General features: G+C 71.6%; 11 protein-coding genes. 6 read left to right on the plus strand and 5 right to left on the minus strand.

The window, feature by feature from the left end:
* The first annotated feature begins 207 nt into the window (after positions 1–207).
* Positions 208–3201 carry a bifunctional [glutamine synthetase] adenylyltransferase/[glutamine synthetase]-adenylyl-L-tyrosine phosphorylase gene (locus ABD346_RS04610; RefSeq protein ID WP_344371777.1) on the plus strand — a complete coding sequence of 998 codons (2994 nt, stop codon included), beginning with the start codon at positions 208–210 and terminating at the stop codon, positions 3199–3201.
* 39 nt (positions 3202–3240) lie between these two features.
* On the opposite strand, the gene ABD346_RS04615 is transcribed toward ABD346_RS04610, so the two are convergent.
* From ABD346_RS04615 to ABD346_RS04625, 3 genes are all read right to left on the minus strand, one after another.
* On the minus strand, positions 3241–4146 hold the full coding sequence (locus tag ABD346_RS04615; protein ID WP_344371779.1) for a phosphatase PAP2 family protein: 906 nt from the start codon (positions 4144–4146) through the stop codon (positions 3241–3243).
* A 102-nt stretch (positions 4147–4248) separates the two neighbouring features.
* Positions 4249–5277 (minus strand): LacI family DNA-binding transcriptional regulator, encoded by a 1029-nt coding sequence (locus ABD346_RS04620; protein ID WP_264197997.1) that lies wholly within the window; start codon positions 5275–5277, stop codon positions 4249–4251.
* A 25-nt stretch (positions 5278–5302) separates the two neighbouring features.
* Positions 5303–6907: a glycoside hydrolase family 13 protein gene (locus ABD346_RS04625; protein ID WP_344371782.1), complete on the minus strand. Its 1605-nt coding sequence runs from the start codon at positions 6905–6907 to the stop codon at positions 5303–5305.
* 288 nt (positions 6908–7195) lie between these two features.
* On the opposite strand from ABD346_RS04625, the gene ABD346_RS04630 reads away from it, so the two are divergent.
* The 5 genes from ABD346_RS04630 to ABD346_RS04650 all read left to right on the plus strand — a co-directional run bounded on the left by ABD346_RS04630 (position 7196) and on the right by ABD346_RS04650 (position 13162).
* Complete coding sequence (locus ABD346_RS04630) at positions 7196–8470, plus strand: extracellular solute-binding protein (RefSeq protein ID WP_344371784.1); 1275 nt, start codon at positions 7196–7198, stop codon at positions 8468–8470.
* An 80-nt stretch (positions 8471–8550) separates the two neighbouring features.
* Positions 8551–9543 carry a carbohydrate ABC transporter permease gene (locus ABD346_RS04635; RefSeq protein WP_344371786.1) on the plus strand — a complete coding sequence of 331 codons (993 nt, stop codon included), beginning with the start codon at positions 8551–8553 and terminating at the stop codon, positions 9541–9543.
* Between the two features lie 7 nt (positions 9544–9550).
* Complete coding sequence (locus ABD346_RS04640; RefSeq protein WP_344371788.1) at positions 9551–10402, plus strand: sugar ABC transporter permease; 852 nt, start codon at positions 9551–9553, stop codon at positions 10400–10402.
* A 76-nt stretch (positions 10403–10478) separates the two neighbouring features.
* The gene (locus tag ABD346_RS04645) at positions 10479–12128 is read left to right on the plus strand and encodes a glycoside hydrolase family 13 protein (protein WP_344371790.1); all 1650 of its coding nucleotides are present in this window, start codon (positions 10479–10481) and stop codon (positions 12126–12128) included.
* Complete coding sequence (locus ABD346_RS04650) at positions 12113–13162, plus strand: LacI family DNA-binding transcriptional regulator (protein WP_344371792.1); 1050 nt, start codon at positions 12113–12115, stop codon at positions 13160–13162. The genes ABD346_RS04645 and ABD346_RS04650 overlap by 16 nt, the downstream gene beginning before the upstream one ends.
* 23 nt (positions 13163–13185) lie before the next feature.
* On the opposite strand, the gene cynS is transcribed toward ABD346_RS04650, so the two are convergent.
* Both cynS and ABD346_RS04660 read right to left on the minus strand, forming a co-directional pair.
* Positions 13186–13656 carry a cyanase gene (cynS, locus tag ABD346_RS04655; RefSeq protein ID WP_344371795.1) on the minus strand — a complete coding sequence of 157 codons (471 nt, stop codon included), beginning with the start codon at positions 13654–13656 and terminating at the stop codon, positions 13186–13188.
* Between the two features lie 36 nt (positions 13657–13692).
* The gene (locus tag ABD346_RS04660) at positions 13693–14256 is read right to left on the minus strand and encodes a carbonic anhydrase (protein ID WP_344371797.1); all 564 of its coding nucleotides are present in this window, start codon (positions 14254–14256) and stop codon (positions 13693–13695) included.
* Positions 14257–14322: the final 66 nt, after the last annotated feature.

Raw genomic sequence — 14322 nt, forward strand, 5'->3', positions numbered from 1 at the left:
GGTGCCGGGCGCCCCTTCCGGGGGCGGGGGGACACCCCCGCGAGCCGCCCCGGCGAGCACCCCCGGCCCGGCCGCCCGGGACCACCTCGCCGGGCCCCGGTGGCCCCACTGCGGCTAGGCTCGGAACCCGGGTCTTGATCGGGTGGGCCGGTTCCGGGAACCCCCGGCCGGGCGTGCGGGCGTACGTACGAGGTGGGAGGCGGCCAGATGACGGTGCCGGGGCGCAGGAGCAGTACCTTCACACGGCTGCTGCGGCATGGCTTCACCGACCCTTCGGCCTCCGAGCGGCTCCTGGAGACCCCCGAGCTCGCCCCCGTACGGTCCGACCCGGTGCTCCTGGACGCGCTCGGCGCCACCGCCGACCCCGATCTGGCCCTGCTCGGGCTCGTCCGCATCGTGGAGGCGCAGGACGCCGACGAGCGCCGCGCCCTCCTGGACACCCTCGTCACGGCGAAGCCCCTGCGCGACCGGCTGCTCGGGGTGCTCGGCGCCTCCGAGGCGCTCGGCGACCACCTGGCCCGCCACCCCCGCGACTGGCACGCCCTGGTCACCTACGAGGCCGCCGACCTGCACCCCGGGGTCGCCGAATTCGAGCGGGGCCTGGCCGAGGCCACCGACCCCGTGACGCTGCGGGTCGCCTACCGGCGCTGCCTGCTCGCCATAGCGGCCCGCGACGTGTGCGGGACCACGGACATGGCCGAGACCGCCGCCGAGCTCGCCGACCTCGCCACCGCCACCCTGCGCGCCGCGCTCGCCATCGCCCGCACCGCCGCCCCCGAGGACGCCGCCCAGTGCCGGCTCGCGGTGATCGCGATGGGCAAGTGCGGAGGCCACGAGCTCAACTACGTCTCCGACGTCGACGTGATCTTCGTGGCCGAACCGGCCGACGGCGGCGACGAGGGCAAGGCGATGCAGGCCGCCTCCCGGCTCGCCGCCCACCTCATGCGGATCTGCTCCGAGACCACCGTCGAGGGCGTCATCTGGCCCGTCGACGCCAACCTGCGCCCCGAGGGCCGCAACGGCCCGCTGGTGCGGACGCTCTCCAGCCACCTCGCCTACTACCAGCGCTGGGCCAAGACCTGGGAGTTCCAGGCGCTGCTCAAGGCCCGGCCGGTGGCGGGCGACCCCGAGCTCGGCCAGGACTACGTCGAGGCCGTCTCACCCCTGGTGTGGCAGGCGGCCGAGCGGGACAACTTCGTCGCCGACGTCCAGAAGATGCGGCGCCGGGTCGTCGACAACATCCCCGCCGCCCAGGTCGAGCGCGAGCTCAAGCTCGGCCCCGGCGGGCTCCGCGACGTCGAATTCGCCGTCCAGCTCCTGCAGTTGGTGCACGGGCGCAGCGACGCGACGCTGCACAGCGGCACCACCCTGGACGCGCTCGCGGCGCTCGCGGCCGGCGGCTACGTGGGCCGGGCGGACGCCGCGCAGCTGGACGAGGCGTACCGCTTCCTGCGTGCGATGGAGCACCGCATACAGCTCCACCGGCTGCGCCGCACCCACCTCGTGCCCGAGGACGAGGCCGATCTGCGCCGGCTCGGCCGCTCGCTCGGCCTGCGCACCGAGCCCGTCGCCAGCCTCAACAAGGAGTGGAAGCGGCACGCGTCCGTCGTGCGCCGCCTGCACGAGAAGCTCTTCTACCGGCCGCTCCTGGACGCCGTCGCCCAGCTCGCCCCCGGAGAGACCCGGCTCAGCGCCCGCGCCGCCGCCCACCGCCTCGAAGCGCTCGGGTACGCCGACCCGGCGGCCGCCCTGCGCCACCTGGAGGCGCTGTCCTCCGGCGTGAGCCGCAAGGCCGCCATCCAGCGCACCCTGCTGCCCGTCCTGTTGGGCTGGTTCGCGGACTCGGCCGACCCGGACGCCGGACTGCTCGGCTTCCGCAAGGTCTCCGACGCGCTCGGCAAGACCCCCTGGTACCTGCGGCTCCTTCGCGACGAGGGCGCCGCCGCCGAGAACCTGGCCCGCGTCCTGTCGGCCGGCCGGCTCGCCCCCGACCTGCTGCTCCGCGCCCCCGAGGCGGTTGCCATCCTGGGCGACCCGGACGGGCTCGTGCCGCGCGGCCGGGACCACCTGGAGCAGGAGGTGCTCGCCGCGGTCGGCCGCGCCGAGACCGCCGAAGGCGCGGTCGCCGCCGCCCGCGGGGTGCGCCGCCGCGAACTGTTCCGCACCACCGCGGGCGACCTCATCGGCTCGTACGGCACCGAGGACAGCCCCGCCGAGGAGGACCCGGGCGCCCTCGTCGACCGGGTCGGCAACGCGGTCACCGACCTGAACGCGGCCACCATCGCGGGTGCCCTGCGCGCCGCCGTGCGGGCCGAGTGGGGCGACACCCTGCCCACCCGGTTCGCCGTCATCGGCATGGGCCGCTTCGGCGGCCACGAGCTGAGCTACGGCTCGGACGCGGACGTCCTGTTCGTGCACGAGCCCCGCGAGGGCGTCGACGAGCAGGAGGCCGCGAAGGCCGCCAACCGCGTCGTCGCCGAGATGCGCCGGCTCCTCCAACTCCCCACCGCCGACCCGCCGTTGCTGATCGACGCGGACCTCCGGCCGGAGGGCAAGTCCGGGCCGATGGTTCGCACGCTCAAGTCGTACGAGGCGTACTACCGGCGCTGGTCGCTGGTCTGGGAGAGCCAGGCGCTGCTGCGCGCCGAGGTGATGGCGGGCGACGCCGACCTCGGGGCCCGCTTCATCGAGCTCATCGACCCGCTGCGGTATCCGGTGGAGGGCCTCGGCGACGACGCGGTACGCGAGATCCGCCGGCTCAAGGCCCGCATGGAGTCCGAGCGGATGCCGCGCGGCGCCGACCCCACCCTGCACACCAAGCTCGGCCGGGGCGGCCTGTCCGACGTCGAGTGGACGGTCCAGCTCCTCCAGATGCAGCACGGCTGGGACGAGCCCGGCCTGCGCACGACCCGGACCCGGGAGGCCCTGGCCGCCGCGCACGCGGCCGGGCTCATCGACACCGAGGACGCCTCGATACTGGACGAGGCGTGGGTGCTGGCGACACGGGTGCGCAACGGGGTCATGCTGGTGCGGGGGCGCGCCGGGGACACGTTCCCGTCCGACGGGCGGGAGCTGGCGGCGGTCGGGCGTTACCTGGGGTACGAGCCGGGGCATGTCGGGGACATGCTGGAGGACTACCGGCGCCTTACGCGCAGGGCGCGGGCGGTTGTGGAGGAGCTGTTCTACGGGGCGCACCTCTAGCGTGCGGCGGGGCTGCCGGGGGCTCCGCCCCCAGCCCCCTCAAACGCGGGACGCGCTCGGTTTCGGTTCCCGGCGCCGAGGAACAGAGCCCCGCTTCGGCTCCACCAGCCGCGGCAGCCGATGCGGCAGGGCGCCGTACCAGGTTCGGGAGACGAGGAAGCCGAAGGTCAGGCAGAGCAGGCCGCCCACCGCGTCCAGCCAGAAGTGGTTCGCCGTGGAGACGATCACCACCAGCGTGGCCGTCGGATAGAGCAGGCCAAGGATCTTCGCCCAGGGCGCGGACGCGAGCGCGAAGATCGTCAGGCCGCACCAGGTCGACCACCCGATGTGCATGGACGGCATCGCCGCGTACTGGTTCGACATGTTCTTCAGGTCGCCCGAGGCCATCGAGCCCCAGGTGTGGTGCACCAGAACCGTGTCGACGAAGCCCCCGCCGTTCATCAGGCGGGGCGGCGCCAGCGGGAAGAAGTAGTAGCCGACCAGGGCCACGCCCGTCGTCGCGAAGAGTACGAGCCGTGACGCCGCGTAGCGGCCGGGGTGACTACGGAACAGCCACACGAGAACACCGATGGTGACGATGAAGTGCAGTGTCGCGTAGTAGTAGTTCATGCCGACGATGAGCCATGTCACCGAATTCACGGCGTGGTTGACCGACTGCTCCACCGCGATGCCCAGGTGGTGCTCGACGCTCCAGATCCAGTCGGCGTTCTTGAGCGCCTGCGCCTTCTGCTCCGGCACCGCGTTGCGGATCAGTGAGTACACCCAGTAACTCACCGCGATCAGAAGTGCTTCGAACCAGATGCGGGGGCTGCGCGGCGAGCGCACACCTCTCAACCGGGCGGAAAATCCGGTTCGTCCGGGTTCGGTGCTGTGGGGTGAGGCCGACGGCTCGTTGGTTGGAGCGGCCGTCCGGCCTTCCAGAGTCTTCACGGTCATTTCACCCATGGGAAGAGAGTCTGCCAGATGCACATACCCCCGGCCGATCATCCTCCGGTCGGGTTCGCTCCGCACCTGCTACTCCCTGAGGACGACGTTTCCCGGCGTACGTCAGGGTCGGCTTCGGGGTCTCGCTCCGGAGGTTGAACCGCGTACGACCAGCTCGGGCATGAACACGAACTCGCTGTGCGGGGCGGGCGTGCCCCCGACCTCCTCGAGGAGGGCGCGGACGGCCGCCTGACCCATCGCGGTCACCGGCTTGCGGATGGTGGTCAGCGGCGGGTCGGTGAACGCTATCAGCGGAGAGTCGTCGAAGCCCACCACGGAGACATCACGGGGCACATCAAGCCCCGCCTGGCGCGCGGCCCTGATCGCGCCGAGCGCCATCATGTCGCTGGCGCACACCACCGCGGTGCAGCCCTGCGCGATCAGAGCGGAGGCGGCCGCCTGGCCGCCCTCCAGGGTGTAGAGCGAGTGCTGGATGAGGGATTCCGCCTCGGCGACGGTGAGCCCGAGCCGGTCCTGCATGCCGGCCGTGAAGCCCTCGATCTTGCGCAGGACGGGAACGAACCGCTTGGGGCCGACCGCCAGCCCGATCCGGGTGTGGCCCAGCGCCGCGAGGTGGGTGACCGCGAGCCGCATCGCGGCCCGGTCGTCGGGCGAGATGAAGGGCGCCTGCACCTTCGGAGAGAAGCCGTCGACCAGGACGTACGGGACGCCCTGGGCGCGCAGCTGCTCGTAGCGCTCCATGTCGGCGGTGGTGTCCGCGTGCAGCCCGGAGACGAAGATGATCCCGGAGACGCCCCGGTCCACCAGCATCTCGGTGAGCTCGTCCTCGGTGGATCCGCCGGGCGTCTGCGTCGCGAGCACCGGGGTGTATCCCTGCCGGGTCAGCGACTGGCCGATGACCTGGGCGAGGGCGGGAAAGATCGGGTTTTCCAGTTCCGGCGTTATCAGGCCGACGAGCCCCGCGCTGCGCCGGCGCAGTCGTACGGGCCGCTCGTAGCCCAGCACGTCGAGTGCGGCGAGAACGGATTCGCGGGTGCCCGCGGCCACACCGGGCTTGCCGTTGAGCACGCGGCTGACTGTGGCTTCGCTGACCCCCGCCTGGGCTGCGATGTCGGCGAGCCGTGCGGTCACGGGATTGGACTGTACCGGTCGCACGTCAGATTGCCCACCAGACCGCGGATTCGGCCGGGAGCAGGGCGCTCGTGCCGTCGAAATCGACGGCGCCGCTGGTGAGCAGCGGGCGTCCGGGCAGCGGGAGTTGGACCTCGTGGTCCAGGGTGTTGAGGGTGCAGACGAAGCCGGGCCGGGCGAAAGCGAGCACTCCCCGCGGTGCCGGGAGCCAGTCCATCGTGCCGTCGCCGAGGCCCGGCAGCTCGCGGCGCAGGGTGAGCGCCGCGCGGTAGAGCTCCAGGGTCGAGTGCGGGTCGCCCGACTGGGAGGCGACGCTGAGACCGCGCCACGAGTCGGGCTGCGGCAGCCAGGGCGCGGCCTCGCCGAATCCGTACGACGGGCCGTCGGCGGTCCACGGGATCGGGACGCGGCAGCCGTCGCGGAAGCCGTCCTGGCCGGCCGCGCGGTGGAAGGCGGGGTCCTGGCGCAGCTCGTCGGGCAGGTCGGTGACCTCGGGCAGGCCGAGCTCCTCGCCTTGATAGAGGTAGGCGGAGCCGGGCAGGGCCAGGGTGAACAGGGCCGCGGCGCGCGCCCGGCGCAGGCCCTGCTCGCCGCCGCCGTAGCGGGTCACATGGCGTACGACGTCGTGGTTGGAGAGCACCCACGTCGTCGGGGCGCCGACCGCGCCCGTCGCGGCGAGCGAGGCGTCGACCGTCTCGCGCATCCGCCCGGCGTCCCAACTGCACGTCAGGAACTGGAAGTTGAAGGCCTGGTGCAGTTCGTCGGGGCGTACGTACAGGGCGAGGCGCTCGGGCGAGGGAGCCCAGGCCTCGGCGACCGCGATGCGCTCGCCGTCGTAACTGTCGAGCAGCTCGCGCCAGCCGCGGTGGATCTCGTGGACGCCGTCCTGGTCGAAGAAGGGGAGCACCTGGCTGCCGATGAGCTTGGCCTGCTCGCTCGCGCCGATGTCGGGCAGGCCCGCCGCCTTGACCATGCCGTGGGCCACGTCGATGCGGAAGCCGTCGACCCCGAGGTCCAGCCAGAAGCGGAGCACCGAGTCGAACTCGGCGCGCACCTCGGGGTGGTCCCAGTCGAGGTCGGGCTGCTCGGGGGCGAACAGGTGCAGGTACCAGTCGCCGTCGGGGGCCTGTGTCCAGGCGGGCCCGCCGAACACCGACTCCCAGTCGTTGGGCGGGAGGTGGCCGGCCGCGCCCTTTCCGGGGCGGAAGAGGTAGCGCGCGCGCTCGGGGCCGCCGGCGAGCGCCGCGCGGAACCAGGGGTGCTGGTCGGAGGTGTGGTTGGGGACGATGTCGACGATGACGCGCAGGCCGAGCCGGTGGGCCTCGCGCACCAGGTCGTCCGCGTCGGACAGTGAGCCGAAGAGCGGGTCCACCGTCCGGTAGTCGGCCACGTCGTAGCCGCCGTCCGCCTGCGGCGAGAGGTAGAAGGGGGTGAGCCAGACCGCGTCGGCGCCCAGGTCCTTCAGATGGGGGAGCCGGGCCCGGATGCCGGGCAGGTCGCCGATGCCGTCGCCGTCGCCGTCCGCGAAGGAGCGGACGTACACCTGGTAGATCACGGCGTCGCGCCACCAGCCGGTCCGGGGGGCGGTGTGCTCCTCGACGACGGCGGCCGTCGTCAGCTCCTGCGTCATGTGTGGTCCCTCTCGAAAACCTGCATCTACGGGATCAACGCCGATGGCCCTCGAAAAGTAACAGCCTTGCAAGGTCTTGCGGAACCCTTGCAGGGCCTCCGCAGGCGCATATGGACCAGGCGCACCCCCTTTGACAAGGCGCACAACGGCAACCGTGCGGACACGCTGACGTAACGATCACTCGACCTTGCAGAAATTCTTCGCAAGGTCTTTCGGACTCCTTTCATCCTTGTTACGTTCCTGGCGATCCGGCGCCGTGATGGAGCGGCACCCAGTGAAGGAGTTCTCATGCGACGTGGCATAGCGGCCACCGCGCTCGCGGCGACCCTCGCGCTCGCGGCGACGGCCTGCGGTGGCAGCGACAGTGACGGCGGCAAGGCGGACGGCCCCGTCACCATCACCTGGTGGGACACCTCGAACGCCACGAACGAGGCACCCACGTACCAGGCGCTGGTCACGGAGTTCGAGAAGGCGAACCCGACGATCAAGGTGAAGTACGTCAACGTCCCCTTCGACCAGGCGCAGAACAAGTTCGACACCGCCGCCGGCGCCAAGGGCGCCCCGGACGTGCTGCGCGCCGAGGTCGGCTGGACGCCCGCGTTCGCGAAGAAGGGCTACTTCCTGCCGCTCGACGGCACCGACGCCCTGACCGACCAGGCCAAGTTCCGGCCGAACCTGATCAAGCAGGCCCAGTTCGAGGGCAAGACCTACGGCGTCCCGCTGGTCACCGACACCCTCGCCCTCGTCTACAACAAGGCCCTCTTCGCCAAGGCCGGTATCACCAAGGCCCCCGCCACCTGGGACGAGCTGAAGGCCGACGCCGCCCTGGTCAAGGAGAAGGCGGGCGTCGACGGCTACTGGGGCTCCACCGCCGGGTACTACGCACAGCCGTTCCTGTACGGCGAGGGCACCGACACCGTCGACGCCGCCGCCAAGAAGGTCACCATCGCAAGTGCCCCCGCCGTCAAGGGACTTGAGACCTGGAAGGGCCTGTTCGACGGCCCCGGCCTGCACAAGGCGGACGTCACCGCCGACGCGTACGCCCACATCCAGGACGCCTTCGTGAACGGCAAGGTCGCCGCGATCATCCAGGGCCCGTGGGAGATCACCAACTTCTACAAGGGCTCGGCGTTCAAGGACAAGGCCAACCTCGGCATCGCCACCGTCCCGGCCGGCTCCGCCGGCAAGGCGGGCGCCCCGACCGGCGGCCACAACCTGTCCGTGTACGCGGGCTCCGACAAGGCGCACGCGGCCGCCGCGATGAAGTTCGTGGGCTTCATGACCTCGGCCAAGAGCCAGGAGACCATCGCGCTGAAGAACTCCACGCTGCCCACCCGCGAGGACGCCTACACCGCGCAGGTCAAGGCCGACCCGGGCATCGCCGGCTACCAGGGCGTGCTCACCGCCGCCCAGCCGCGGCCCGAGCTGCCCGAGTACAGCTCGCTGTGGACGCCGATGGACACCACGCTGCCGAAGGTCGCCGACGGCAAGGAGTCCGTCGCCGACGCCACCAAGAGCCTGCAGCAGGACATGGCCAAGCTGGTCCCCGCCTTCACCAAGTGAGACCCGCCGCCGGGCCGTTCCCCCAGGGGACGGCCCGGCGGCACGCACGTCCGCCGAACCCCCCCGGAAAAGGTGTCGAGATGACCGTTGCCGTCGATGGCGCGGCCCCCAAGAGCGCGGCCAAGGCGCGCCGGGGGCCGCTGGAGCGCCTCAGGCAGTCCTGGCAGAAGCACTGGTACGCGTACGCGATGGTCGCGCCGATCGTCGTCGTGCTCGGCGTCCTGGTGCTCTATCCGCTGGTCCAGGGCTTCTACTACACGCTCACCGACGCCAACAGCCTCAACTCGGCGCGCACCATCGGCGCCAACCACATCGCGGCCACCTACGACTTCGTCGGCCTGCACAACTACGCGGACATCCTGTGGGGGCCGACCGCCTGGGACCGGTTCTGGTCGCACTTCATCTGGACGATCGTGTGGACGGTCGCCTGTGTGACCCTGCACTACGTCATCGGGCTCTCGCTCGCGCTGCTGCTCAACCAGAAGCTGCGCGGCCGCACCTTCTACCGGATGATGCTGATCCTGCCCTGGGCAGTGCCCACCTTCGTGACCGTCTTCTCCTGGCGCCTGATGCTCAGCGACTCCGGCATCGTGAACTCCGTGCTCGGCACGTTCCACCTGCCGCAGCCCCAGTGGCTGGAGGAGCCGCTCTTCCAGCAGCTCGCCGCGATCCTCGTCAACACCTGGGTCGGCGTGCCCTTCATGATGGTCTCGCTGCTCGGCGGCCTCCAGACGATCCCCGCGGAGCTGTACGAGGCCGCCGAGATGGACGGCGCGAGCGCCTGGCAGCGCTTCCGCCACGTCACCCTGCCGGGCCTTCGCCCGGTCAGCGCCACGGTCGTGCTGCTCGGCATCATCTGGACGTTCAACCAGTTCGTGATCATCTTCCTGCTGTTCGGCAACGGCGGCGCCCCGGACGCCCAGATCCTGGTCACCTGGGCCTACCGGCTCGGCTTCGGACAGCAGCCCCGCGACTTCGCGCAGTCCGCCACGTACGGCGTGCTGCTGCTCTCCATCCTGATCGTCTTCACCTCCTTCTACCGGCGCTGGCTGGCCCGCAATGAACAGGTCTGATGCCCCCATGGCTACCAAGGTCGTTTCCCGGGACCACGGCCGGCGCCGCACCGCCGTCCTGTCGCACCTGGCGCTGAGCGTCGCCAGCCTCGTCGCCCTCTTCCCGATCGTCTGGCTGGTCTTCATCTCGCTCGGCCCGGACAAGGACGACTACCTGCACCCCGACCGCATCTGGTCGAAACTCTCCTTCTCCAACTACGCGTTCGTCACCGAGCACACCAGGTTCTTCACCTGGCTCGGCAACACCGCCCTGATCGCGGGCCTGACCTGCGTCATCGGCGTGATGTTCGCGGCCACCACCGGGTACGCGGTGTCCCGGATGCGCTTCCCCGGCTACAAGAAGCTGATGTGGGTGCTGCTCGTCACCCAGATGTTCCCGATCGCCGTACTGATCGTGCCGATGTACCAGATCCTCGGCGACCTCGGCCTCATCGACACCTACGGCGGCCTGATCCTCGTGTACTGCTCCACCGCGGTGCCGTACTGCGCCTGGATGCTCAAGGGGTACTTCGACTCGATCCCGATCGAGATCGACGAGGCGGGCCGGGTCGACGGGCTCACCCCGTTCGGCACCTTCTTCCGGCTGATCCTGCCGCTGGCCCGCCCGGGCCTGGCGGTCGCCGCCTTCTACACCTGCCTCACCGCGTGGGGCGAGGTGGCGTTCGCCTCCACGTTCATGCTCGACGACGGCAAGTACACGCTCGCCGTGGGCCTGTTCAGCTTCGTCAGCCAGCACGACGCGCAGTGGAACTACATGGCCGCCACCGCCGTACTCATCGCCATCCCCGTCTCCGCCGTGTTCTACCTCGTGCAGAAGCACCTGGTCACCGGCATGACCGCGGGTGCCACCAAGGGCTGAGCCGGGCCTCGCCCCGGCTCCCGAAGAACAGCGAAGGCTCGGGGGTTTACGCCCCCAGACCCCCTCTAAGGACGACATGACCCAGCACTTCACCGCCCCCGACCGCCTCACCGGGAAGACCGGCACACAGTGGTGGCGGGACGCCGTGATCTACCAGGTCTATCCGCGCAGCTTCGCCGACGGCAACGGCGACGGCATGGGCGACCTCGAAGGCGTGCGCGGCCGGCTGCCGTACCTGCGCGACCTCGGCGTCGACGCCGTCTGGCTCTCCCCCTTCTACGCGTCCCCGCAGGCCGACGCCGGCTACGACGTGGCCGACTACCGGGCCATCGACCCGATGTTCGGCACCCTGCTCGACGCGGACGCGCTGATCCGCGACGCGCACGAGCTGGGTCTGCGCATCATCGTCGACCTCGTACCGAACCACTCCTCCGACCAGCACGAGTGGTTCAAGCAGGCCCTGCGCGAGGGCCCCGGCTCTCCGCTGCGGGCCCGCTACCACTTCCGCCCCGGAAAGGGCGCGGACGGCGAACTCCCGCCCAACGACTGGGAGTCCATCTTCGGCGGGCCCGCCTGGACCCGCGCCGAGGACGGAGAGTGGTACCTGCACCTCTTCGCCCCCGAGCAGCCGGACTTCAACTGGGACCATCCGGCCGTCGCCGACGAGTTCCGCTCCATCCTGCGCTTCTGGCTCGACATGGGCGTCGACGGCTTCCGCATCGACGTCGCCCACGGCCTCGTCAAGGCGCCGGGCCTGCCCGACATCGGCGGCCACGACCAGCTCAAGCTGCTCGGCAACGACGTCATGCCGTTCTTCGACCAGGAGGGCGTGCACGCGATCTACCGCTCGTGGCGGACCATCCTCGACGAGTACGACGGCGAGCGCATCGCGGTCGCCGAGGCCTGGACCCCCACGGTCCAGCGGACCGCGAACTACGTACGCCCCGACGAACTCCACCAGGCCTTCAACTTCCAGTACCTGGGCGCCCCTTGGGACGCGGCGGCACTGCGCGAGGTCATCGACACCTCGCTCGCCGCGATGCGCCCGGTCGGCGCCCCCGCCACCTGGGTCCTGTCCAACCACGACGTCACCCGGCACGCCACCCGCTTCGCCAACCCGCAGGGCCTCGGCACCCAGCTGCGCACCCCGGGCGACCGCGAACTCGGCCTGCGCCGGGCCCGCGCGGCCACCCTCCTGATGCTGGCCCTGCCGGGCTCGGCGTACGTCTACCAGGGCGAGGAGCTCGGCCTGCCCGACGTCACCGACCTGCCCGACGAGGTGCGCCAGGACCCGTCGTTCTTCCGCGCCGCGGGCCAGGACGGCTTCCGCGACGGCTGCCGGGTGCCGATCCCGTGGACCGTCGAGGGCAGCTCGTTCGGGTTCGGCAGCGGCGGCAGCTGGCTCCCGCAGCCCGACGCGTGGGGCGGGCTCAGCGTCGAGGCGCAGACCGGCGACGCGGACTCGACCCTGGAGCTCTACCGCCGGGCCATCGCGGCCCGCCGCGACCACCCGGGCCTCGGCGCCGGGGACGACGTGGAGTGGCTGGACGCACCCGAGGGCGTGCTCGCCTTCGCCCGCGAGGGCTTCGTGTGCACGGTGAACCTGACGGGGGAGCCGGTGTCACTGCCGACGCCGGGCCGAGCCGTCCTGGCCAGCGCCCGACTGACCGTCGAGGGCGCGCAGTTCGAGCTCCCGGCGGACACGACGGTGTGGTGGACGGTGTGAGCCATGCCGCGCAGCAGGCCGGGCCGCGCCTCGCGGAGATAGCGGCCCAGGCCGCCGTCAGCGAGGCCACCGTCAGCCGCGTGCTCAACGCCCGGCCGGGGGTGGCCGACGCCACCCGGCAGCGCGTCCTCGCGGCCCTGGACGTGCTCGGCTGGGAGCGCCCGGCCCGGCTGCGGCGGCGCAGCGAGGGGCTGATCGGGTTGGTCACGCCGGAGCTGACCAACCCGATCTTCCCCGCCTTCGCGCAGGCGGTGGAACAGGTACTCGCCGGCCACGGCTACACGCCCGTCCTGTGCACCCAACTGCCGGGCGGGGCGACGGAGGACGAGCTCGTCGAGCAGCTGGAGGAGCGCGGCGTCAACGGCATCGTGTTCCTGTCCGGCCTGCACGCGGACACCTCCACCGACCCGGCCCGCTACCTGGCCCTGGCCGAGCGGGGCGTCCCGTACGTCCTGGTCAACGGCTACAACGAGGCGATCCGGGGCCCCTTCGTCTCGCTCGACGACCACGCGGCGATCCGGATGGCGGTGGGCCACCTGGCCGACCTGGGCCACACCCGGATCGGCCTCGCGGTCGGCCCGCTGCGGTACTCGCCGTCGCGCCGCAAGACGGAGGGCTTCGCGGCGGCCCTGGGCGAACGCCTCGGCCTGCGCGACCCGGAGGCGGCGGCCTACATCAAACCCACCCTGTACAGCGTGGAGGGCGGCCAGGTCGCCGCGGGCGCGCTGCTCGACCAGGGCTGCACGGGGATCGTCTGCGGCAGCGACATGATGGCGCTGGGCGTGGTCCGCGCGGCCCGCGAACGCGGCCTCGCGGTACCGGCCGACGTCTCGGTCGTCGGCTTCGACGACTCCCAGCTCATCGCCTTCACGGACCCGCCCCTGACGACGGTGCGCCAGCCGGTGGCGGCGATGGCGGCAGCCGCGGTGTCGGCCCTCCTGGAGGAGATCGGCGGAACCCCGGTCCAGCGGACGGAGTTCGTGTTCCAGCCGGAGCTGGTGGTGCGGGGGTCCACGGCGGGGGTGCGGGGGTGACCCTGCGGCCACCCCCGGCCAGGTCAGAACGGCTTCGTCGGGAGGTACTTGCCGTCCAGGGTGATCACAGCCCGCTCCCCGCCCTCGGGGTCGGCCACCTTCCGTACGTCCAGCTTGAAGTTGATCGCGCTGATGATGCCGTCCCCGAACTCCTCGTGCACCAGGGCCTTCAGCGTCGTGCCGTACACCTGGAGCATCTCGTAGAAGCGGTAGATCGTCGGGTCGGTGGGGATGCCGCCCGGGATCGAGCCGCGGCTCGGGATGGTGGTCAGGAGCAGGGCCGCGTCGTCGTCCAGGCCGAGCAGATCGGCGACGGCCCGCGCCGACTCGGCGGGCAGCGCGTGCTGGCCGAGCACGGCCGCGGTGACGAAGGCGACCGAGAAACCGGCCGCGTCCGCGATCTGCTGCCACGACAGGTCCTTGCGGACCTTCGCCTCGACGGCGGCGGTGGCGATGGCCTGACGGGCGGTGGTGTCGAACGTGGCGTGGGTCATGTCGTAACTCCTTTGACAGTGGGGTGTGTTGAGAGGTCAGGCGGCGACGTCGTCGACCGTGCCGGTCGGGATGTCGTACACCCAGCCGTGCAGCGTGAGCCGGCGTTCGGCCAGGGCGCGGGCCACCGAGGGGTGCGTCGCCAGGTTCGCCAGCTGGGCCCGTACGTTGCCGCGCACCAGGGCGGCAAGCTCCGCGGTGTCCGCGTGGGCCGGGGCCGCGTCCGCGTGCCGCAGCCAGTCGGCGATCGCCGGCATGCCGGAGAGGTCGTGCTGCTCGGCGAGCGCGGTCATCGCGCCGCACGCGGAGTGGCCGCAGACCACGATGTCGCTCACGCCGAGAACGGCCACGGCGTACTCGATGCCGGCCGCGACGCCGTCCGGACCCGGGGCGTACGCAGGCACCAGATTTCCTGCCGTGCGGATCACGAACAGCTCGCCCGGCTCGCTCTGGGTGATCAGTTCGGGGACCACCCGGGCGTCCGAGCAGCTGATGAACAGCGTGCTCGGACGGTGGGTGGCGGCGAGGTGGGCGAAGAGGGCCGCCTTGGCGGGGAAGACGCCGCGCTGGAACTGCGCGACGCCCTCGGCGAGGTCTTGCATGGTCACTCCCTTCGGTGGTGGCCGGCCCTGAGGGGCTGACGAGATCCACCATGCATGACCAGCAGC

This window comes from Streptomyces mauvecolor, from assembly GCF_039532965.1.
Lineage (GTDB): Bacteria > Actinomycetota > Actinomycetes > Streptomycetales > Streptomycetaceae > Streptomyces > Streptomyces violascens.